The following is a 22,696-nucleotide window of genomic DNA, read 5'->3' on the forward strand; positions in this document are numbered from 1 at the left end:
TGGAATAATGCCAATTGGTAACAATCTGGTAATGCCTTAAATTTCAACTATCCATTCTAACAAAGGTAAGCGCCTCATGGCTGTAGCATCGACAATTTCTGCTGAAAATAATAGCAACGCCACTATGCTGGACGAAGCGAAGTTTGTGAGCTTCCCCGACTCGCCGTTTCAGTTATATCAACCATTCCCGCCTGCGGGGGATCAACCGACTGCTATCGCGAAGCTGGTTGAGGGCGTTAATGACGGTTTGTTTTTTCAGACCTTACTTGGTGTAACCGGGTCTGGGAAGACCTACACGATGGCCAATGTTATTGCGCGCAGCGGTCGTCCGGCGATTATCTTTGCGCCGAACAAAACATTGGCCGCTCAGCTATACAGTGAGTTCCGCGAATTTTTCCCGCGTAATGCGGTGGAATATTTTGTTAGCTACTACGACTATTACCAGCCGGAAGCCTATGTACCGCAGCGCGATTTATTTATCGAAAAAGATTCGGCGATCAATGAACACATTGAGCAGATGCGTTTGTCCTGCACCAAATCGCTGATGGAGCGACGCGACGTGATTATCGTTGCGACTGTTTCAGCCATTTACGGTATCGGTAATCCTAACGAGTACCACAAGATGATCCTGACCTTACGTGCCAAGGACAAGGTCAGTCAACGTGAAGTGATTGCCCGCCTGATCCAGATGCAATACACCCGTAACGAAATCGATTTTGGACGCGGCACGTTCCGGGTTCGTGGCGATACCATCGACATCTTTCCCGCGGAGCATGCCGAGCTTGCCGTGCGCGTTGAGATGTTTGACGATGAGATTGAAAATCTACAATTGTTTGATCCGCTGACAGGCCGCGTGAAACAAAAAATTCCTCGCTTTACCGTCTATCCCGGATCACACTACGTGACGCCGCGTGAGACCGTATTGCGTGCGGTAGAAACGATTAAAGAAGAGCTGCGCGAGCGCCTCGAATTTTTCCGCAAAGAGAATAAACTCATTGAAGAACAACGTATCGAACAACGTACCCGCTTCGATCTGGAGATGATGGCGGAGATTGGTTTCACTAAAGGGATTGAAAATTATTCGCGCCATCTTAGCGGCGCCAAACCCGGTGATCCGCCGCCGACGCTGGTTGATTATTTACCTGCTGACGCACTGATGTTTCTGGACGAATCGCATGTGCTGACAGGACAGCTTAACGGTATGTACAACGGCGACAGAGCGCGTAAAACTAATCTGGTTGATTATGGTTTTCGCCTGCCGTCCGCACTCGACAACCGGCCGCTGAAGTTTGCCGAGTTCGAGAGCAAGATGCGCCAGACTGTGTTCGTCTCGGCGACGCCGGCTGAATATGAAAAGCAACATGCGGATCAGGTGGTTGAACAGGTCGTGCGGCCAACCGGGCTGGTAGATCCACTGATCGAGGTACGTCCCGCCTTGACACAGGTAGATGATCTGATGAACGAGATCACGCTGCGAGTCAGTAAGAATGAACGCGTTCTGGTCACGACATTGACCAAACGTATGTCGGAACAACTTACGGATTTTTTGAGTGATAACGGTGTCAAGGTTCGTTACCTACATAGTGATATCGATACGGTGGAGCGGGTTGAAATTATCCGTGATCTGCGTCTAGGAACATTTGATGTGCTGGTCGGTATTAACTTGCTGCGTGAGGGTTTGGATATTCCTGAAGTTTCGCTGGTCGCTATCCTCGACGCAGATAAGGAAGGTTTTCTGCGTTCAGAGCGCAGCCTGATTCAGACCATCGGTCGCGCTGCGCGTAACCTGAACGGTATGGCAATATTGTATGGCGATAAGATCACCGATTCCATGCGCAGGGCGATGGATGAAACAGAACGTCGCCGCACCAAGCAGGTTGCCTTTAACCTGGCAAATAACATCACTCCAGTCGGTATCAAAAAGCAGATCAAAGAGTTGATTGATGGGGTCTACAATCCGCAAGAAGCCAAGCAGGAACTTGAGGTCGCTCAGGAGCATGCGCGCTACGAAGTTATGAGCGAAAAACAAATCAGCCGTGAAATTAAACGTCTCGAAAAACTTATGCTCGACCACGCCAGAAATCTCGAATTCGAAAAAGCCGCTCAAGTCCGCGATCAGTTATCGCATGTGAAAGAATTGGTATTTGGTGCCGGTGGCAGTGACAATGTGTTGACGCTGAATCCAAAATAATCAATTCAGTCGAACTTGCGCTACATCAGAGAATTGGCTCTCTGCAGACAGGGTTTTTAGAAATTTTTCATAGAGAGCTTCTGAAAACTCTGAGGGCGATACTCGATGGAATGGCATACTCCTGTCTATTCTCTGCGCCTCAGTGCCTCAGTGCTTCAGTGTCTCTTTGGTGAGAGCTCTTTGTTTTTGCGTAGGCCCAATGGGTGTAATTTTTAATGGGAGTTTTTTAGAAATTTCCGAAAAGACTACGCAATATTTATGCGCCTCTTAGGCCAAAAAAGACTCTGAAAGCCGCACAGACATTGCGGGGTGCTGTTTGAATATGTAAATATTTCAATATGTGAAGATACAGAAATTACCTATTTCTTCGACTTTTCAATATCGCAATGCTTGTCTAGAAAGCGCAGCGCACCGCTGAAGGTGTTGTCCCAATCGTCGAGCAGATAAGTGTCGGCTTCTTGTACGAAATCAGCCCATTCTTCTAGCAGACTCTCTTGCTTTTCATGCGGTGCTGCATTGTTGATGAAGTCGATGGCGAGGTCGGGATGGAAGCCATCTTTGCGAACTTTTTTGACCAGCGTTCTGGCGTTGGCTTCCGTGATGACGGTCTTTGGTGTGCCACCTGCAGCGATGCAAAAAAACAGGGTGAGCAGGGCGTAGACATCAGTCTTGCCTTTAGTGAGCTTTGTCCATTCTTTCGACACCAGCGCATCATATTCGGACGTATCTTCCATCTCGTAATCGCGGATGAAATAACGGTCCTTGAGTTCAAACACGACCATATCCAGAGGCAGGGCGGTATTTAGGATTTTGGGTAAGTCGTGAGTTTGAATTTCTTGCGAAATCCGCTCGGCGATGGCTTGATAGTCGTCTGGTATGGTGTCGAGAGAGTCTTTGCTTCGTTTGCTGATTTTTCCTTTTTTACGCACCGCATCAACCAACTTGGCAAACTCGACCTGATTGACTAAGGTTTCGTCAGATTTACCCAGAATGCGTAGCAGCATGGCGGTCCGGATTACCGAGCCGGCATCCGCATCTTGCTCTTGCAATGAGGAGCGTGAGACATCTAACTGATCGCCAAACCAGTACGCCGCAGCGATCTCAACCGCATTCGCCTGACGTTGTGCGAGTACATTCAGGTAGTCGGCATCACCGTCTTTGCGTGACCAGATATCCAGAAAATCTTCAACACGACCTTTTTCTTCTCTGCCGAGCAGCGCATATTCCGGCATTGCGAACAGCGCTTTGAGTAAGCCTGAGCCGCCGCGTGACAGGGTCAAAAAGGTATTGCCAGCGATCATCTTAGCCGCCAGAGCAAGGTCACTTTGCGTGGTTTGCTTCAGGTACAGGCTGACCAGATTGACGATACGTTTTTGCGCCATGTCGATTTCTGGCCGTAGATATTTACTGCCAAAGGCTTCAGCGATTTGTACCATGCCTTTGGGGGCTTCATTTTCGATTGCAGTGATTTTTTCGGTTGTGATGTGGCCTTGCTGCACGCCGTAGCGCAACGCGCTTTCAAAAAAAGGGCGATTGTCTACGGTGGCGACTTGAAATGAATTGTCTGACATAGATTTCGATTAAATTGAGAGAATGAACATGCCTGAATCGTGCGCAGCTACCGGTTAAAGCGCAGACTCTTCGTCATCATCCTTGTCATCGCCGTCATCATTGTTTGGCTTGTCCTGTTCGTCATCTTCATCCTCCTCGGCCAGTTCGGCCGCAGCGAATTGCAGGCTGGCTTTGTAGCGGGCGCGCAGCTTCATCATCACTTCGCGGAAAATTTCTGGCAATTCATAGCGCAGCAGATAGGTGACTTCCATCCAGTCGTGATCGACCAGATTTGCCATGTCTGATGAGGCGCCGCGTGGTTCTTCATCGCGGCTAAGATTCATCAGATCGTCGTCAATCGCCTGGACCTTGGCATCGTCACCGTAATGGAATAGGTCGAATGTCGCATAGCGATAAAAATGCTCGACCATTTCCACCCGATCATAGAGGTAATCAACCAGCGCATCGTAGCCGCCGTCGACTTCGGCAATCTCGTACAAAAATTCTGCCGGATCGCCACCTTCGCGAAAGATCACGGAGTTGACCATGCTGCGCAATTGTTCATGCGTCTGGTCGCCATAACGACGTTCCAGCACGACGGCCTGGGCGAACTGTTCTGGTGTCACCAACAGATTTACCAGCGATTCTTTCGATGCATCGTATTCGCGAATAATCGCCAGCAAATCTTTGGCCGGAAATTCATCCAGTGCAGCAACCAGGGCTTTGTCGCCTTCGGTTTCTGCGAGTGTCGCCAGTGCTGATTCTGCACCGACGATATCGCCGACTTTGACCAGATTTTGTGCTTCTATCAGTGCCGGGTAATGCATTTTTGTATTGTCCATCTTCATTAGTCCTTACGGTCAAAGCCTTGTTCTGCCAAAAAGTCTGCACCTGCTTCTTCTAGGTCGTAGCCGTCTTCGCTGTCGCCGTCATCCATGTCATTGCGTACACCGTGTACGTCATGCACGCCATCGTCTTCATGCTCGGACTCTTCATCCTGATCATCATCTGCTACGGACGGGCTGCTTGCACGTGATAATTTGCTCTTGTTCAGGTACTCAAGCGCGGCAGCAATCACCATAAATTGTTCGCCATCGGCATGTTGCAGTACAGTTTTGCTCAAGCTCTCTGCCCATGCCTCTAAGCGCAAATGCTTGGATAGCTCAGCCCAGGGCATCAGTTGTTGCAGGGGCTTGGAAAGCAATAATTCGATTTTTAAAGGATTGAGATATTTAAATGCATCGTGAAAGGCGACCGCGACCATCTCGGGATTGCTCTTCATCATCGGTAATAAAAACGGTACTTGTTCGCGTTTTTCTTTCAGCCGGTGCCGCAAAATATCCTTACCTTCGGAATCACTGGTTAAATCTTCCAGCTCGGCGTCATACACTGACTGAAGTTCTTGAAAATACTGGGAAAGCTTCACTGCAATACTCCTGATAAATAATTTTTCCAGATTTCGCTGGCAGTTTCCAGCGGATCATCGAGCAAATTACGACGACGGTTTTCATCATAAGCAGTGCGTGCTGCTTCATCGGATAAGACGTCGTAGGCTTCTTTGCATTCGTGGAATTTTTGTGGCGCCAGGGCTGAGCTGTTGCGGTCCGGATGGAACTCAGCGGCCTTTTGACGGAAAGCTTTTTTTACCTCGGCTAGTGTCGCGGTAGTCGCGATCCCAAGAACAAAATAGTAATCTTTCATGCAATCTCGTGTTGGGTGGGGTGGGTGCCAGTATGTCCCGCAGGACACAATGAATCACCTCTGGTAAATAACCCTACATCATACCATTTTTGCCGGGTAACTCTGTTTTAGTGGGTTTTAGCTGCCTCTTGCGGGATTTGTACCTTGACTAGGTTCATTATCCGGCAGTTAGTGGAGCTGGCCACCTGTTTCAACAAGGTCGGTTTTGATGTCGAGTGTGGTCTGGATGGCTGTCTGTATGCCTTTGATCATCGCGTCCAGGGACATGCTGGGCATGCTAGCTATACCCAGTGTAGTCGTGCTGGCCGTAATTTGCGTCGATAAGTAGGGAAGGTGGATGAAGCCACCGCGTACCGGAGCTCGTTTTTTTGCTGCTCTGGATGGGCGGTTTTTCTGCCCAATGATATGCATCAGTCCGAAGAAGACATGGTTGCAGACAAACGTGCCTGCGGTGTTGGAGACCGAGGCGGCAATACCAGCATCATTCATCTGGCGCACGATTGCTTTGATCGGCAGGGTAGAAAAATAGGCATCCGGTGCCCCGGCAATGATGACGTGATCAATCGGTTGTTGGCCTGCATTGTCAGGGATCCGGGCGTCATCAACATTGATTGCGACCCGCTCAGGTGAGATGTCCGGCCTGCCGCCTGCCTGTCCAAGACAGATAACGATTGTGGGGGCAATATCGTCTATCGCCTGTTGCAGATCGCTGATTGCCTCATGAAATACGCAGGGGAGCTGGCGCGCTATGACAGTCAAACCGTTACATTGCCAGCCATCCAAGGCACGTGCAACTTCCCACGAGGGATTAATCGTCTGATGCTCAAAGGGCTCAAACCCGGTCACCAGGATGTGTGCAGGAGATGCTTTGGCTTTGGTCATGATGACTTTCTCAGAATAAATCTGGGACTGATACAAAAACAAAAACGAAAACGAAAACAAAAACGACAACCTCTCACCACGGAGATACTTAGGCACAGAGAAAGACAATCAGAAAAGCAGGAGCACTGTCTTTCAGCGAGTATCGATACAAAATGAATTCGTAAGCAGAATGCACCTGTTGGCACAAAAAGCCTTTGGGGGCCGCATCCAATCTGCGGATCCAATATCTAAGGTGACAAGCAATTTGTATTTTTTGTGTAAGTCCTGATATAGATAAAACCGGAGTCAATAATCCGCCATCAGAAAAAAAGAGCTTAAACGCGGTAGACGTTTAAGCTCTTTTTTAGTTTACGCTTTTTTTATTCCGATCATACAAAGAATCCAGTGAATCTCTGTTTGACGACTGGATCGTGATATCTGTTTTAAGCCGGTTTCTTTTCACGTGCCACGTAGTAGAGCAGCAAGACGATTAAGGCATACGGGATCATCGATAGCGCGTTGGCGTTGATGCCTTCGAAGAATGGATTGTTCACTGTTGCCCAGTCATTCAGTGACTTGTCGAAATTCGTCAGAATACCGGCGCTGAAAGCGATGACAATGCCCGCCAGTGCGCCACCGGCAATATAGCCGGATGACAGCAATACGCCGGAGCTGCTGTCGCCAGCGGCTTGTTTTTCTTCTTCCGTCAGGTTCTTGTTATGTTCGAGTTTGTTATTGCGGCGGTCGACTAGCCAGCGGATCATACCGCCGACAAACAATGGTGCTGAAGAGGACAGCGGCAGATAGACACCGACGGCGAATGCCAGTGAAGGAATGCCGGCCATTTCCAGGATGATGGCAATCATCACGCCGAAGATGACCAGTGTCCAAGGCAATTGCTGATCCAGAATCCCTTTGATGATATAGGACATCAAGACCGCTTTCGGTGCGTCAAATTTTTTGACCTTGGTTCCATCTGGCAAATCTGTGTAAGTGCCGTTGATGCCCGGATCCACCATGTAGACGACTTTGCCAGTCTGATCGACCAGATATTTCCCTGCAGGACCGCCGACGGTATCGCTCTTTTGCCAGACTTTATAGGTGGCTTTGTCGCTATCGGCTTGCGGACCGCTGAGTTGCATGGTGCTGCTGAGTTTGTTGGCGTCTGTGGTCAGGTCAGGTGCAACCTGCGCGGCAGGTACGAACGTCGTTGCGCTCTCGTTCAGCTTCAACAGGATCGGGCCGAGAATCAGGGCCGATGTGAGCGCGCCAGCCAGAATCGCGAACTGTTGCAGACGTGGTGTGGCACCGACCAGATAACCGGTTTTCAAATCTTGGGAGGTAGAGCCAGCGTTACTGGAAGCGATACAGACAATCGCACCGACCGATAAGGCGGTTACGTAGTACTGACCGCCAGTCCAGCCCATGATCAGGAAAATCAGACAGGTGAATAGCAGAGTGGCGACAGTCATGCCAGAAATAGGATTGGAGGATGAGCCGATTTCTCCAGTGAGGCGGGAGGACACAGTCGCGAACAGAAAGCCAAATACCAGAATCAGGATCGCACCGAGGAAATTCATGTGCAATGGCGTTGCTGCCGTGATGATGGCGATAATTGCCAGCGCACCGATAACGACCCACTTCATCGGAATGTCTTTATCTGTACGCAAAGTAGATTGCACTGTATTGGCGGTATTACGCATGCCAGACAAGCCTGCGGTCAGGCTGCGCCAGATCGTTGGCATCGCACGCAATAGGCTGATCAGGCCGCCAGCAGCCACAGCACCAGCGCCGATGTAAAGAATGTAGGCACTGCGGATATTACCAGGGCTCATCTCGCTGATGAGTTTGGTGCCTGGACTGACCGGCACACTCAGCGCATCGCCGAAAAATTTGATCATCGGGATTAGTAACAGATAAGACATCACACCGCCGGCAGCCATCGTGGCCGCGATGCGTGGTCCAATGACGTAGCCTACACCCAGCAACTCAGGAGAGATTTCAGCGCCGATGGAACCGGCTTTGAGAGGTGCACCAAACGTCGCTTCTGGCGTATCTTTCCAGCCGCGCAGGGCGACGTTGGCGATTTTGTAGATCAGGCCAACGGCAAAACCACCGAAAATGATTTTGGCGCGTTTTGCTGCTTCTGCATGGGCGTTAGGGTTATTTGCTTCACCGGCGGCTTCGCGTGAACTCTGGTCTGCGGCGGCTTTTAAGACTTCGGCGCAGGCAGTGCCTTCCGGGTATTTCAATATGCCGTGCTGTTCCACAATCAGGGCGCGACGCATAGGGATCATCAACAAGATGCCGAGTAAACCACCGAGTACACCTACCAGCATGACGCGCCAGATTTCCAAATCAAAACCCAGAATCAGGATCGCTGGCATGGTCACGCCAAGACCAAACGCAATCGACTCACCAGCAGAGCCAGCGGTCTGTGTAATATTGTTTTCAAGAATCGTGGAGTCTTTACCCCCGAGTTTTTGTGTCAGGCGGAACAGCGTAATCGCGATCACCGCAACCGGAATAGATGCACTGACTGTCAAGCCGACTTTCAATACCAGATACAGCGACGATGCACCGAAGATCATGCCGAGTATGACGCCCATTAACAGAGCACGGATGCTCAGTTCCGGGAGATTGGCCGAAGCGGGAATATAGGGCTTGAATGCGGGCTTCGAAGCGGTTGATGACAATTCTTTTGGCATTTGTTGTACCTTGTGTTTAGTCAAAAGTAAGCTGGCAGCATTGTGTGCCGCTGGCCGTGATGAGGTCGTAGTCAGCAATAGTCATTGCTTGTGAGCGTAGATTGTTTGCTAATCGGGCATTATGCGGTGAATTCCTCACGCGGCGCAATGGGCGCAGCGGAGAACGAGGCGCAGACAGGGGTTTAGGCGCCTTGCCTGTTTAAATTTGGCAACACCGTGATGCCACGGATGATGGGATTGCGCCATGCCAGGACTGTCAGGATCAATGCACTGATCCCTGCAAATCCCAGTGAATATCGCAATCCTAGGTGCTCGCCCATCCAGCCGCCGATCAGTGCACCAGGACCAGCAGGCAGTAAAATCAGCCAGCGCATCGTCGATGTCATGCGCCCCAGCATCGGTTCCGGTGTCACCGCCTGACGCAGAGCCAGAAAATTAATAAAAATCAGGACGCCGCCGATCGAGAAACAAATCAGCATAAAACCAAATGCGGCGATGCCCCAATGATTCAGTGGCGCAATGGCGAGCAAAGACCAGCCCACGCCGCAGATCGCGATTCCTATTACCATGCAGGGGCCGGGACCCATGCTGCGGCTAATCCGGTTGCCATAAATACTGGCGATCACTGTGCCTATGCCCATGCCCATATAACTCAGACCCACCGCTTGTTCGGATAATCCCAATAGCCGTGTGGCGAACAGAATTTGCACCACCAGCGCTGCGTTGTAGCAAAGCTGCCAGCCGCCAACTGTCAGTGCCAGTGCAATCAGGAGTCGTTTGTTGGAAACAAAACTGACGCCGGCTTTCAGATCGCGCCAAAAATGTGCGTCTGCTCTGACCGGACGGATTTCGTTCACGTTAATGCCACGCAAAATACCGGCTGAACTCAATAATAAAAGGGCGTCAGTTAATAAAGCCAATGGCGCACCCATTAGATTGATCAGTCCGCCAGCGGCGGCAGGGCCCGCGACCTCCGCTCCTGAGGTCGCTAGCGCATTTTTTGCATACGCCTCGATCAGGCGTTCTCTAGGGACGATCTGTGTCAGTACAATCTGCGCCGCTGTGCCCGCAGTCGTATTGACTGCTCCGATGACGAAGCCGACCATATACAACCAGACCATTGTCAGCGAGCCTAGCCACCAGACCAGAGGAACGCTGGCAACGGCAATCGCCAGCAAGGTTTCGCCGACAAAGTACACTGGCAACTTGCGTACCCGATCCAGCCAGACACCCGATGGCAGTGACAGGATGACGAAGGGCAGTGTTTCCATGAAAGTCAGGATGCCCATTTGTGTAGGGCTTGCATGCATCAGCACGGCGGCTGTCAACGGCAGTGCGAGCATGGTGACTTGTGCCCCAAATGAGTTGATCAGAATCGATGTCCAGAGGCGACGATAGACAAGGTCGCGCAGCAGATCTTTAGGGTGTAGCGTGAATTTGTCGAGCAAGTTTTCTATCATTTTTTTCGTTGCATCGCATCTTGTGGACGTACTGCACATGCTGATCAGGCGATTGCCTGACGCCTGATGGATTATTTTTTTAGGTATATTGTGCAGCATGTTTGCACTGGCGATTGAGTGTGATTTGTGGTGTCGCCAACGATTATTCACCGATTGCTTACCGACTGTCCCAGCACAATCAGAATCACGCGAATCATGACGCGGTTTACAATGAGCGAATCAGCTCATGCATCTTACACAGATTTTTATCTTAAAAGATGGAGTCCAGAGCAAAAAATTAGTTCCCGAAAACAGGTAAAAAATGTTTGAAAAACCGATCGTCATGCTGGATTTTGAAACCTCCGGCATGAGTCCCGAACAAGGCGGGCGAGTCACTGAAGTCGCTGCATTACGTATCATGGGCGACCAGATCGTTGACCGTTACGTCTCGCTCGTCAATTGCAATATCCGTATCTCCCCGTTTATTACAGAATTAACCGGCATCACACAATCGATGGTCAACAGAGCGCCGCCTGCATCGGAGGTCATTCCAGAGCTGGTCGAGTTCATCGGATGCGATACCCTGGCAGCGCACAACGCCAGCTTCGATGAAAAATTTTTACAGGCGGAAAGTGATCGTCTGGGATTGTGGCCAAGTTATGACGGCGTTGTTTGCTCGGTTAAATTATCGCGCCGGGTATTTCCTGGATTGAGTAGTTATTCGCTGGGGCGACTGGCATCGGATTTAGGTATCCGCTTCCATGGTGCAGCGCACAGAGCAGAGGCGGACGCCGAAGTATCTGCGTATCTGCTACTGCGTATCGCGGAAAAATTGCGTCAGGAGTATGGCATCCATCACGTTGATCCGCGCTTGCTGCAAGAAATTAACAAACTGACTGCTGCCAAGGTACCGGCATATCTGAAAAAACTCGCGGCAAATCCCGTATTGAAATCTCCCGGAATAACTGAATCTGCCAACCAGTCAAACGCGAATCCTGCTGTCAAGCGCTATCGGCACTACAAGGGCGGTGTGTATGAGTTCATCTGCGAGGCAACTCATGAGGCGGATTTGACACCTGTCGTAGTGTATCGCTCTCAAAATGGCAGTGTCTGGACGCGTAACCGAGAGGTGTTCTTTGAAGAGGTCAATCTGGATGGCGTGATGACGCCGAGATTTGCCCTGATCGACGAGGGTAGTTGCTGACATAGCGGGTGTTACATGCTGGCCAGCATCAGTATTTGTCAGCATTCGTCACATGGCGTTTTTCCGTATGCTTATCAGAACCCGGCATCACAGACAGGCACGCTGTTTTTCCGCAGAATAGATGAAGATTTTTCGCTAGATGAGTTGCTATACTCCTGTCAGACTCTTACATAAATTTACGTTTTTTTTTGCGCACAGTCAGACAAAGGCAAAACGTGCGAGAATAAAAAATCTTACGGGTCTTCTTCTTTACTTTTTATCAGAAAATTCTATGTTGAAAAATGCGTCTTGGGCTGTTCTCATCGGATGCGAAGGCATGTTCTTTCAAGGCAATAGTAACGATGCTGACTGAATAGATAAGGGTAGCTGAAGGGCAAAAGAAATTCGCGGAAACGGAAGTTAGCGGGCCGCTTTATGCTCTCCGGCCTATATGAGATAAGTAGTTTCAGTAAAAATCCAGTTTGCGTTGTAGATAGTTGTAAAAGCGTAAATCAATCGTAGCGGTGCCGTGCTAAAAACGGGTCAAATTGACACAAAATACAATCAGGGAGACAAAGATGAGTATCGGTTTTAATATCAATGGCAAGTCAGTATCGTCAAATTCTGAGGTGGACACGCCGCTGCTCTGGGTGATTCGTGATGAACTTGGTCTGACCGGAACCAAATTCGGTTGCGGTGCCGCATTGTGCGGTGCATGTACTGTACATCTTGACGGAGTACCGATTCGCTCATGCCAGACACCTGTTTCCGCGGTTGCGGGTAAAAAAATCGCTACGGTCGAATCGCTGTCTGCCGACAATTCGCACGTATTGCAAAAAGCCTGGATCGCGCATGATGTGCCGCAATGCGGCTACTGTCAGTCAGGTCAACTGATGAGTGCCGCAGCCTTGCTCGCTGCGAACATAAATCCTAGCGATACTGATATCGATAACGCCATGAGTGGCAATATCTGCCGCTGTGGTACCTACAACCGTATTCGTGCCGCGATTAAGTCTGCCGCTGCCGAAATGCGCAAATCAGCTTAAGGAGCGCGCCATGACAACGACAAGACGCGATTTCCTTAAAACTTCGGTGCTGGCTGGTGGTGGACTGATGATGGGAATCAGCTTACCTGCCGCAGTGGGCGTGAGTGAAGCTCAGGCCGCCGGTACGGTGTACACGCCAAATGCCTGGGTACATATTGCTGACGACAATACGATTACGTTGATCTCTGCGCGATCTGAAATGGGGCAGGGTGTCTATACATCCATGCCAATGCTGATCGCAGAAGAGTTGGACGTTGACCTGAAAAAAATCAAGGTCGATATTGCTCCGCCAGAAGCGGTGTATGTGAATGCATTGCTAGGCGCACAGATCACCGGCGGCTCGACTTCCGTTCGTGATGCTTGGGAAAAACTGCGTATTGGTGGTGCTCAGGTCCGCATGATGCTGGTATCTGCGGCAGCCCAAAAATGGGGTGTCGATGCCAGTAAATTGACGACCGCCAACGGGATCGTCAAGGGGCCGGATGGCAAGCAAGCCAGCTACGGTGAATTAGCCGCTGCCGCCTCTAAATTACCGGTGCCTAAGGATGTCGTTCTGAGAGATCCTAAAGACTTTAAGATCATCGGCAAAGCGACCAAACGTCTTGATACACCGAACAAAGTCAATGGCAAAACCCAATACGGTATTGATGTGACCTTGCCAGGAATGGTGTATGCGTCACTAGAGCAATGTCCGGTGATTGGCGGCACGGTAAAAAGTGTTGATGCGACCAAGGCACGCAGTATGCCTGGCGTGATCGATGTTGTACAAATTCCCGATGGTGTCGCGGTGGTTGCAAACAGCTACTGGCGAGCCAAAAAAGCACGTGAAACTTTAGTCGTGCAATGGGATGAAGGTAGCGTCGCTAAAATCAATAATGCCAATATGATGGACGGCATTCGTGCGGCAGCGGCGACCGGTAAAAAAATCAATATCAAGAAGACCGGTGGTGATGTTGATGCTGCGATCAAAGGTGCGGCAAAAATGGTACAGGCTGAATACGGCTCACCGTTGCTCGCACATGCCACGCTGGAGCCGATGAACTTTACGGCGGATTTTAAAGATGGTAAATGTTTGCTGATCGGGCCGACACAATTCCAGCAAGGTGCGCAAGGCGCCGTGGCTGCTGCACTGGCGATCAAGCCTGAGGACATCACGCTAAAAACTACTTTCCTTGGCGGCGGCTTTGGTCGTCGTCTGGAGCTGGATTTTATCGTGCAGGCAGCGCAAATTTCGAAAGCCGTCGGCAAGCCGGTCAAATTATTGTGGACTCGCGAAGATGATACGACCCATGATTTTTATCGTCCTATGGCTTTAAACCGTTTATCAGCTGGTCTGGACGCGAGTGGTAAGCCGGTTGGACTGAAGTTTGAACTGACGTCGCAATCAGTAACGCAGCGCGCTTTTGGTTTGCCGAAAGATACGCTGGACCCTTTCATGGCGGAAGCCTCTGTCGTACCGTATGACATCCCGAACATGACGCAAGATATGTTTATCCATGATGCGGGTTTGCGTGTTGGCTACTGGCGCTCGGTAAGTCATGCATTGAATGCTTTCCCGAACGAGAGTTTTGTCGATGAGATGGCCAAGGCTGCCGGTAAGGATCCATACAGCTATCGCATGTCCTTGCTCGATAAGCAGCCACGTTTCGCGAATGTGCTGAAGCAGGCTGCTACCAAGGCAGGTTGGGGCAAACCTTTGCCTGCCGGACACAAGCATGGCATCGCGCTGATGGAAGGCTACGATACCTATATGGCACAAATTGCTGAGATCTCAGTCAATAAAGCGAACGAGATCAAAGTGCATAAAGTCACTGTTGTTGCCGATCTTGGCCATATGGTTAATCCGGATACGGTCGAGGCACAGATTCAATCAAGTATTGCGTTTGGTCTCACTGCGGCTTTGTATGGTGATATTACGCTGATTGATGGCCGGGTTCAGCAAACTAATTTTCACAACTATCCGGTCTTGCGCATGAATGAAATGCCAAAGATCAATGTCACGCTGGTTCAGAGTACCGAAAAACCTGGCGGCATCGGTGAGCCGGCAACGGCACTCATCGGACCTGCCGTAGCAAACGCTTTATTCGCCGCGACCGGCAAGCGTTTGCGCAGTTTGCCTCTGACCCCGGAGAAAATCGCTAAGGCATGATGATGTCGTAAAAACGCTCTCTGTAAAACTCCAGGGAGCGTTTTTTCTGACCACTTCGTATTTGGAATTTTTAGAAGTTTCCAACTTTAACCACGTAGTATTGATGCGGCTTACAGCGCCTTTTTGGTCTGAAAGCCGCATCAATACTGCGGTATCTGCTTGAGTAATTATGGATAGCATCGATTTAGAAGTCCTCAAAGCATGCGATCGCTGGACACAAGCAGGGCTGAAATGCCAGCTGGTGACAGTGATTAAAACCTGGGGCTCCAGCCCGCGCCCTGAAGGCGCAATGCTTGCCATCTGCGAAGACGGACAGGTAGTCGGATCAGTCTCGGGCGGTTGTATTGAGGACGATTTGATCGAGCGGGTCAGAAACGAAGGCATACAAAGAACCTTGCCTGACATAGTCACTTATGGCATCACCGCTGATGAGGCACACCGTTTTGGTCTGCCTTGTGGTGGAACCATCCAGCTCGCTTTAGAGCCTTTATCCCCACAAAGCCGGATTACGGAGTTATTGGAGCGCCTGAGTGCGCATCAGCTCGTTGCGCGCCGGCTCGATTTGCAAACAGGAGAAGTCCGGCTTGATCAGGCCAGTTCTGGTATGAGCTTGCAGGTTTCCGCCACTGCACTTACGACCATACATGGTCCGCGCTGGCGCCTGCTCATCATTGGCGCAGGACAATTGTCGCGCTTTCTGGCCAGCATCGCCGTAGGGATGGATTACCACGTGACGGTTTGTGATCCTCGCGAGGAATACCGGACAGGTTGGCAAGTCGATGGCGTGCAAGTTGTTCATGCGATGCCGGATGATCTGGTCATCGAAATGCAATTAGATAGCCGCAGCGCGGTCGTTGCGCTGACCCATGATCCCAAACTGGACGACCTCGCCTTAATGGAAGCACTGAAGTCAGACGCGTTTTATGTCGGTGCCATCGGATCCAGATCCAATAACGCTAAACGCCGCGAACGGCTGAAAGAATTTGACGTAACAGACGCAGAGCTGGCAAAACTACACGGACCGATCGGTCTATATATAGGCAGCAAAACCCCCGCGGAAATAGCAATCTCTATCCTTGCCGAGCTGACTGCGGTAAAAAATAATATTCATCTGCCAGTTGAGGTTCAGGTGGAACATGCGAAAGAAGTTGCATCTCAGATGACAACGGCGCCTGCTTGTGGAGTGTAATTACCTTAGCTTCACGGCTTGTTGACATCCACGGTACTGTTAAAAATCGAATTTTCATAACAAATTCGCGTAAAATCTCACCCAAAATCAAACAAAGGCTCTTCTGCTGATTCAGCAAAGAAGAAACCTTTCACTAAGGTAGAGAATATGAGTATCAAATCAGATAAATGGATACGCCGCATGGCGAAAGAGCACGCCATGATCGAGCCTTTCGAGCCGGGTCAGGTTCGTACTCGAGGTGAAGAGAAAATCGTCAGCTATGGCACCTCTTCATATGGTTACGATATTCGGTGTGCGGATGAGTTTAAGATTTTTACAAATATCAACAGCACAATTGTTGACCCTAAGAATTTTGACGAAAAATCCTTTGTGGATTTTAAAGGGGATGTTTGCATCATTCCGCCAAATTCATTTGCGCTGGCCAGAACCATGGAGTACTTCCGTATTCCTCGCAGTGTGCTGACGATTTGTTTGGGTAAGTCGACTTATGCCCGTTGCGGCATCATTGTGAACGTGACGCCGTTTGAGCCTGAATGGGAAGGCTACGTGACGCTGGAATTCTCTAATACGACGCCCTTGCCAGCAAAGATTTACGCAGGCGAAGGTTGTGCTCAGGTCTTGTTCTTTGAGAGTGATGAGATTTGCGAAACATCCTATAAGGATCGCGGCGGTAAATATCAGGGGCAGCACGGCGTTACCTTGCCTAAGGCCTGATCTAAATAAACATGCCAGTAGTCAGCAATTGTGCTGGCATGTTTTTCGGTTTTTATACTTTGTTTTTCAGTGATAGTGCTGAATTAAATCTGTCAATTTGCCATTCTTGAGAATGGTGTCTATTGCTTTATTTACCTCGTCTGCCTTCACATTGCCATTCTTTGAAATGGCACATTGTGTTTTGAATTCTTTGATGGTTAACGGTGCATGCAATGGCAGCGAAAAATCCTTTTGCATGGTCTGTGAATGCAGACCCGCTGCCGTAGTGGCTACGTGGTCGAAGCGACCTGTCGCTAATTTACGCATAGAGGATTCTATCGATGGTGCATCATCACGTATAAAGTTTTCACCCAAAGCTTTTTCCAGATCAGGATAAACAAAGCCGATTAAGGTGCCAATTCTTTGCCCTTTGAGTTCAAGTATGCTCGCGGGTTTCTTTGCCCGTTTTGCCGTGACCACAATTTCTGTTACTGGCAGGAAGGGTTTGCTCCAGTCAAAGGCGCCTGGCAGCCAATCTGGTAAATAGCCGCATAGAATATCGCCTTCGCCTACCTCTAGCGCCTCAGCAAAACGTTTGCGTGGCAAATCGAGATATCTGACCTTACGATTCATTTGTTCTGCCAGGGCTTGACCTAGCGCGGCTTGAAAGCGCAAAGGCGATGGTGCAGAGGAAGATTTTTGCTGGAGTTCCTCCTTTTGCATGACGATCAGTTCCGCTGCGTCCGCGTTGAGCAAACGTGCAAACAAGATCGTTATGATGAGCATGAATCGCAGACCGGTGAATTGTCGACACTGTCTCATCAGGAACAGACCTACTGAAGCGATCGCTGTGAGGAGTCACAGCCTAATGATTTTAATTCGTTCTCGGTATTGCGACGCTGTTGGCTGAGAGTATCCATGGTGCCAGCGTTACCGCCGGATTTTTGATCGAGTCGGGCAGTTGCTAACTGGTTTTTGAGAAGATCACATTGCATGCGTTTGCGTGCCACAGCATTCGTTGTATTTGTTGTGTCGTTTGCATTGCTAATTGGCTTGTCCTGCTCTGTGTTTGTGGTTGCCCGCTGGGTGGCAGCGCGTGCCTGACCTGGTATATCTTCATCAATTCTGGTGCCAAATTGCTGTGCCCGCACTTTTTCAGCCATGCAGTCATTTTCAATGGCGCTTCTGACGTCGCCGGAATTGCCACGGATGGCATACACATCTGCGATCAGTTTGCGGCGCTCACTGGTACTGGCTTTTGCCATTAATTCATCTTGTAGTGCGCCACCCTCACGCATCCAGATGATTTTTTTTGCCTCTTCACCGCGACGGGTGCAGCTCAGGTCCAATGCCGGTTTGTCTGATGGACCGGACGTTTTAATGGTACCAATGACTTTTTGCTGTCCGCTTTCACAAGGCTTGTCCTGAAAGACGCTGCCGCACCGGTACATTGTCTGCGCCTGCACCGATATCAGTGAGCCTGACGTAAGTGCCGCAAATAAGGCCCATGCTAGTGAGGAACGATGGAGTGACGGACTGTAGTTCATTGGAGGTAAGTCGATACGCTAATGCTTTACTTTACCATTTAGAGAAACGCTTGTGATGCGCATTCTTGCATTGCCCGCCTTCTTTATTTCTTAGGCTGTCAGAACTGTGGCAATTGGTTCACGAACTGAGTGATTCTTAACAGGCTCTTGCTCCTATGCTAATCTGTGTGCCCGTTCCAGATTTGAGAAGCTATGCCCGTCATTCATTCACCTGATTATCAAGATATTCTGAGCACGATTTATCACGAAGTGCAGCCACTGTTATCGCAAGGCAAAGTTGCGAGTTATATTCCGCAATTATCCAAAGTCTCACCTCAGCAGTTCGGAATGGCGGTGTATTGTCTTGACGGGCGTCAGTTTTCGATTGGTACTGCTGGAGTGAAATTTTCATTGCAGAGTGTGACGAAGTTATTTGCGCTGGCGCTGGCTTTCTCTCGAGAGGGCGATACGATCTGGACTCGTGTTGGCCGTGAACCATCCGGTAGTCCGTTTAATTCTCTGGTGCAGCTCGAATACGAGCGTGGCAAGCCGCGCAACCCCTTTATCAACGCTGGTGCGTTGGTGATCAACGATATTTTATCCAGTCGTTTTGTTCAGTCAGATATTGCGATTTTGCAGTTTGCACGTTTGATTGCAGATCAGCTGGAAATCGATTTTGATGTGACGGTCGCTCAGTCAGAGCGCGAGACTGCGCATAGAAATTATGCGATTGCGCATCTGATGAAAGACTTTGGTAATCTGCATAATCCGGTGAAGACGGTGATCGATAGTTATTGCCGTCAATGTTCCATCACGATGACATGTACGGAGTTGGCTAAAGCAGGAAGTTTTTTGGCGCAGCATGGAACGATTCCCTGGAGCGGTCAGCAGATCCTTGATGCGAGTTCGGCGAAACGTCTGAATGCCTTGATGCTGACTTGCGGTACTTATGACGCCGCTGGTGATTTTGCATACCGGGTTGGCTTACCGGCCAAGAGTGGTGTTGGCGGTGGCATTCTGGCGCTGGTACCGGGAGAACTCGCTGTCGCAGTCTGGTCCCCCGGCTTAGATCCGACCGGTAATTCGCTGGCTGGTACCTATGCATTGGAACGTTTTACGACCCTGACAGCACGTTCAATTTTTTAGTAAAAATTCATACCTGTACTTAAGATTTTGCTGACGAATTTTGGCTTATGAATTTCAGGCCATGAATCCTAGATTACGATTGGTGAAGTTTGTAATATTGGGGAATACATCGTTGATTTGTGTTGTGCTAAGACCAAACCAATTTGCCAGCGTCGCACCATATTGATCTACTGAGAATTGGGGTAACAAACTACCGGAACCTACGTCCTGGTCATGTTTGAGGCCGGTGACAGGGAAGGTGCCATAGATGTTTTTACCTTTTACAGCCCCACCGACAATAAAATGGTGAGAGCCCCATCCATGATCGGTACCGTCGCCGTTACTCGTGAAGGTACGACCAAAGTCGGATGCGGTAAACAGGGTGACTGAGTTACGTACGTCAGCACCTTGCAGGTTCCCCATAACACCATCGAAATAGGCAATTGCATGCGACACTTTTGCTAGCAAATCCGCTTGTGAGGTCCGCTGGAAATCGTGTGTATCGAAGCCGCCCATACTGACAAAAAACACTTGGCGTTTCGCGCCTAATGCACTGCGTCCCGCAATAATCCGCGCGACAGTTTGCAATTGAACTGCTAATGAGTTGGTCGCGAGTGCACCAGTGTTGGGGTTCGTGTACTGAGTTGGATTGGGAACGCCGGTACCACCAGCTGCTGCCATCGATGGGCTAAGCAAACTTTGTGCATTAATGGAGCGACTGGTGACAACTGCGTGTTCTTTGTGAAGTAAATGAGGCGCATCTGCGGTGATGATTGCTTTTAAAGGATTGGCACCGGCACTGGACCCGAATAAGGCACCGCTGAGGCCCCCGATTGGCACTGCTCCGGAAGCGTTGACCTGATATTGATTGACGGTTCTGCCTGCCAGAAATACTGCATTACCCGAAGCAGAAATCGATGTAAAAATCGGATTGCTGTTGTTGGCAGCCATCAAATCACCCATGCGGCCACCCCAGCCATAAGCGGCGCCTTCGGGTGCATAGGCTTGCCAGAGTGATTGCTGATCGTTGTGAGAGAATAGTTTAGGTGGAAGCGGCACACTGGCAGCTTTGTATTGGGCGAGTGTCGTTGGGACGACCAGAGGTCCGACGTTACTGATAACCGCCGCACGACCGTTGTCGAACAAGCTTTTTAACTCAGTCATGCTTGGATGCAAAGCAAACGTACGTCCCGCCTGCGTCGAATTTGGCGTAATAGGAAGAACACCGCCAGCTGTACCGACGGCGGGCAAAGCAATTGAACCAGCTTCGTTCGTCGTGCGTACCGACAAATATTGTGACCAGGATGTACTGTCGGTTGCTAACACGGTATTCGCATGATCATTCGCACCAAACATAAACAGGCAGACCAATGCCTTGTAGTCGTTCGGTACAGTTTGTGCGGCTGCTGACGCCATGGTTGCCAGATTCAGCGCAAAAGGCGCACCAGCGGCACCCACGACTGACAGAGCTGAGGACATACGCAGAAACTCGCGGCGTGACGCATTAATTTTAGAAGTCATCTTATTCTCCGGATTATTTTTGCGTCAGGTATTCTGGTGATGCCATCGTCAGGAAGATACTGAGATAGACACGATTTTTTCTGGCTGCATCGGCATTAGTCGTGCTGTTGGTCGGTATTGCAACCGAATTTACTGCAGTCAGTATCTGATTACGTAGCGTAGCGCTCATCTGATTTGCAGTGAGTAGCAGGCTGATTTGATCCAGTAATTTGTCAGGCGTGTCTGCCAGGGCGACCAGGTTTGTGTAATCAGCCTTGACGTCGCGGGAGCTTCCCGTGCCATTTGGGATAACGTCACGCATAAAATTCAGGTAACCGACAACTGATGTTTCACCCGTGATTTGAAACTCTGGTGCGACCAGACTCAACGCGGCGATGCTGGTATTTGGCGGAACGTAGCCTGGACGATAGAAATTAAACACGGAAGGGGAGCGCATCGGAGTTTGCCCTAATGCGCTAAGCGGATCATCGAGGTTGCTCATCAAAAATCTGGTAGATGCTGATTTAGCTCCAAATGAGCGCATCCAATTTGCAAGACGAACGACAGGCTCGCGCAATTTTCCAGCAATAATATTGTTGCCGTCAAGGTCGGTTCGCGCCTCTGTATCTAACAAAACGGCTTTAATGACGGCTTTCATATCGCCACGCACACCTTGTCCATTATTGGCAAAAGCTGCTGCGACACGGCTGACGTAAGCCGGGCTTGGATTACTGGTTACTAGCCGCTGTATTAGTTGTTTTCCGATAAATGGGCCGGTATTTTCGTGGTTATACAGTCTATCCAAAGCGATTTTCAGGCTTGCTTCCGGGTTTGCTGCAGTTTGTGCCGGAATAGTCACACCTAAAAAATTTTTGTCTGATGTTGAGTGAAATTTCGGATAGCTCTGCATTGGCTTCCAATCACGGTCTGGATCAGGAGTGCCGCCGAAGAATCTGGTATCCGTTTTATCGGCACCTGCCCAACTCCAGCCCGTAAATACTTTCGCCATTCCCGTTATGTCGGCGCTGGTATAGGATTCTATCGCTTTGCCATTGCTAATTTTGGGTGAGCCGTCCTGATTAAGTTGTACTAAGCCGATCGTCAGTAATTGCATGACTTCACGTGCATAGTTTTCATCGGGCACTCGTGTACCGGATTCTTTTTGATTTCGCAAAGAAGTCAGGTAGATACCCATCATTGGATGGAGCGAAACAGCTTCAAGCAGGTTGCGGAAGTTTCCAAATGCGTTACTAGCTAAGGTATCGTAGTAGGATGCGACTCCTCGGGGGAAATTACTGACAGTACTATCTTGAAACGATACAACATAAATTTGCGATAAAGCATAGGTGACTCGTTGGCGTAACTGGTCATCACCTGTTACCGCCTGTTGCCAAAAGGATTCGAAAAACTGATTTTGATTGAGTGTCGTATTTGCTGGTAGGGTAGCGCTGATGCTATCCATATAATTACGATGCAGTTTTTGAGGAACTGCGAATTGGGCGTCAATCCAACCACTATAACCATTAGCTACGACATTGTTAATATCCGGCGTGGTCACACCGAATGTTGCCTGTCCAAGGAAGCGCGCTGCCTGCGTTGCCGTAGGCGGTGCTGCTGGAACTGGCGTAGGCGTCGGATTACTCCCTCCCGATGTGCCACTCCCGATACTCCCACTAGAGCTTCCTCCACCACAAGAACACAACATGGCTGTCAAGACGCTAGTTGTAATTAATTTGGTTAAACCTTTTTGCATCTTACTTCTCCGTATTTTATTTTGAGGATGCAACTGCAATAGCAGACAGTTATCGTTCCGGAGAGGAGCCGGAGTGACTAT

General features: G+C 49.8%; 18 protein-coding genes. 7 read left to right on the forward strand and 11 right to left on the reverse strand.

The features are described from left to right. Positions 1-76: 76 nt before the first annotated feature. The gene (uvrB, locus tag ACO0LE_RS10940) at positions 77-2,191 is read left to right on the forward strand and encodes an excinuclease ABC subunit UvrB (protein WP_422960389.1); all 2,115 of its coding nucleotides are present in this window, start codon (positions 77-79) and stop codon (positions 2,189-2,191) included. A 359-nt stretch (positions 2,192-2,550) separates the two neighbouring features. Here uvrB and ACO0LE_RS10945 read toward each other — a convergent pair whose 3' ends face one another. The 7 genes from ACO0LE_RS10945 to ACO0LE_RS10975 form a co-directional block, all read right to left on the reverse strand. Further along, on the reverse strand, positions 2,551-3,762 hold the full coding sequence (locus ACO0LE_RS10945) for a hypothetical protein (RefSeq protein WP_422960390.1): 1,212 nt from the start codon (positions 3,760-3,762) through the stop codon (positions 2,551-2,553). 54 nt (positions 3,763-3,816) lie between these two features. Then, positions 3,817-4,584, reverse strand: coding sequence for a hypothetical protein (locus tag ACO0LE_RS10950; RefSeq protein ID WP_422960391.1), 768 nt, complete (start codon positions 4,582-4,584; stop codon positions 3,817-3,819). A 5-nt stretch (positions 4,585-4,589) separates the two neighbouring features. After that, positions 4,590-5,168, reverse strand: a complete 579-nt coding sequence (locus ACO0LE_RS10955) for a hypothetical protein (protein ID WP_422960392.1) — start codon at positions 5,166-5,168, stop codon at positions 4,590-4,592. Then, positions 5,165-5,443 carry a DnaJ domain-containing protein gene (locus ACO0LE_RS10960; protein ID WP_422956020.1) on the reverse strand — a complete coding sequence of 93 codons (279 nt, stop codon included), beginning with the start codon at positions 5,441-5,443 and terminating at the stop codon, positions 5,165-5,167. The genes ACO0LE_RS10955 and ACO0LE_RS10960 overlap by 4 nt, the downstream gene beginning before the upstream one ends. 168 nt (positions 5,444-5,611) lie before the next feature. Continuing rightward, positions 5,612-6,325 carry a pyroglutamyl-peptidase I gene (gene pcp / locus ACO0LE_RS10965; protein WP_422960393.1) on the reverse strand — a complete coding sequence of 238 codons (714 nt, stop codon included), beginning with the start codon at positions 6,323-6,325 and terminating at the stop codon, positions 5,612-5,614. 422 nt (positions 6,326-6,747) lie between these two features. Then, a complete protein-coding gene (locus ACO0LE_RS10970; protein ID WP_422960394.1) occupies positions 6,748-9,012 on the reverse strand; it encodes an OPT family oligopeptide transporter in 2,265 nt (754 codons plus the stop codon). Positions 9,013-9,194: 182 nt separating this feature from the next. Next, complete coding sequence (locus ACO0LE_RS10975; protein WP_422960395.1) at positions 9,195-10,571, reverse strand: MFS transporter; 1,377 nt, start codon at positions 10,569-10,571, stop codon at positions 9,195-9,197. Positions 10,572-10,773: 202 nt separating this feature from the next. Between ACO0LE_RS10975 and ACO0LE_RS10980 the strand changes: the two genes are divergently transcribed. From ACO0LE_RS10980 to dcd, 5 genes are all read left to right on the forward strand, one after another. Then, on the forward strand, positions 10,774-11,655 hold the full coding sequence (locus ACO0LE_RS10980) for a DUF1653 domain-containing protein (RefSeq protein ID WP_422960396.1): 882 nt from the start codon (positions 10,774-10,776) through the stop codon (positions 11,653-11,655). A 557-nt stretch (positions 11,656-12,212) separates the two neighbouring features. Next, on the forward strand, positions 12,213-12,680 hold the full coding sequence (locus tag ACO0LE_RS10985; protein ID WP_422960397.1) for a (2Fe-2S)-binding protein: 468 nt from the start codon (positions 12,213-12,215) through the stop codon (positions 12,678-12,680). Between the two features lie 10 nt (positions 12,681-12,690). Then, positions 12,691-14,829: a molybdopterin cofactor-binding domain-containing protein gene (locus ACO0LE_RS10990; RefSeq protein WP_422960398.1), complete on the forward strand. Its 2,139-nt coding sequence runs from the start codon at positions 12,691-12,693 to the stop codon at positions 14,827-14,829. 169 nt (positions 14,830-14,998) lie between these two features. Continuing rightward, on the forward strand, positions 14,999-16,018 hold the full coding sequence (locus tag ACO0LE_RS10995) for an XdhC family protein (protein ID WP_422960399.1): 1,020 nt from the start codon (positions 14,999-15,001) through the stop codon (positions 16,016-16,018). A gap of 147 nt (positions 16,019-16,165) precedes the next feature. After that, positions 16,166-16,732 (forward strand): dCTP deaminase, encoded by a 567-nt coding sequence (gene dcd / locus ACO0LE_RS11000; RefSeq protein WP_422960400.1) that lies wholly within the window; start codon positions 16,166-16,168, stop codon positions 16,730-16,732. 66 nt (positions 16,733-16,798) lie between these two features. Here dcd and ACO0LE_RS11005 read toward each other — a convergent pair whose 3' ends face one another. Together ACO0LE_RS11005 and ACO0LE_RS11010 are read right to left on the reverse strand one after the other, a co-directional pair. Next, the gene (locus tag ACO0LE_RS11005) at positions 16,799-17,497 is read right to left on the reverse strand and encodes a substrate-binding periplasmic protein (RefSeq protein ID WP_422960401.1); all 699 of its coding nucleotides are present in this window, start codon (positions 17,495-17,497) and stop codon (positions 16,799-16,801) included. A 47-nt stretch (positions 17,498-17,544) separates the two neighbouring features. Next, positions 17,545-18,258 (reverse strand): hypothetical protein, encoded by a 714-nt coding sequence (locus ACO0LE_RS11010; protein ID WP_422960402.1) that lies wholly within the window; start codon positions 18,256-18,258, stop codon positions 17,545-17,547. 192 nt (positions 18,259-18,450) lie between these two features. Between ACO0LE_RS11010 and ACO0LE_RS11015 the strand changes: the two genes are divergently transcribed. Further along, positions 18,451-19,383 carry a glutaminase gene (locus ACO0LE_RS11015; protein WP_422960403.1) on the forward strand — a complete coding sequence of 311 codons (933 nt, stop codon included), beginning with the start codon at positions 18,451-18,453 and terminating at the stop codon, positions 19,381-19,383. Positions 19,384-19,437: 54 nt separating this feature from the next. Here the strand turns inward: ACO0LE_RS11015 and ACO0LE_RS11020 are convergent, their stop codons facing one another. Beyond that, entirely contained in the window at positions 19,438-20,883 is a 1,446-nt protein-coding gene (locus tag ACO0LE_RS11020) for a DUF1501 domain-containing protein (protein ID WP_422960404.1), read from the reverse strand. Positions 20,884-20,896: 13 nt separating this feature from the next. Then, positions 20,897-22,615, reverse strand: a complete 1,719-nt coding sequence (locus ACO0LE_RS11025) for a DUF1800 domain-containing protein (protein WP_422960405.1) — start codon at positions 22,613-22,615, stop codon at positions 20,897-20,899. Between the last annotated feature and the right edge of the window lie 81 nt (positions 22,616-22,696).

Source organism: Undibacterium sp. Xuan67W, assembly GCF_049340165.1.
GTDB lineage: Bacteria > Pseudomonadota > Gammaproteobacteria > Burkholderiales > Burkholderiaceae_D > Undibacterium.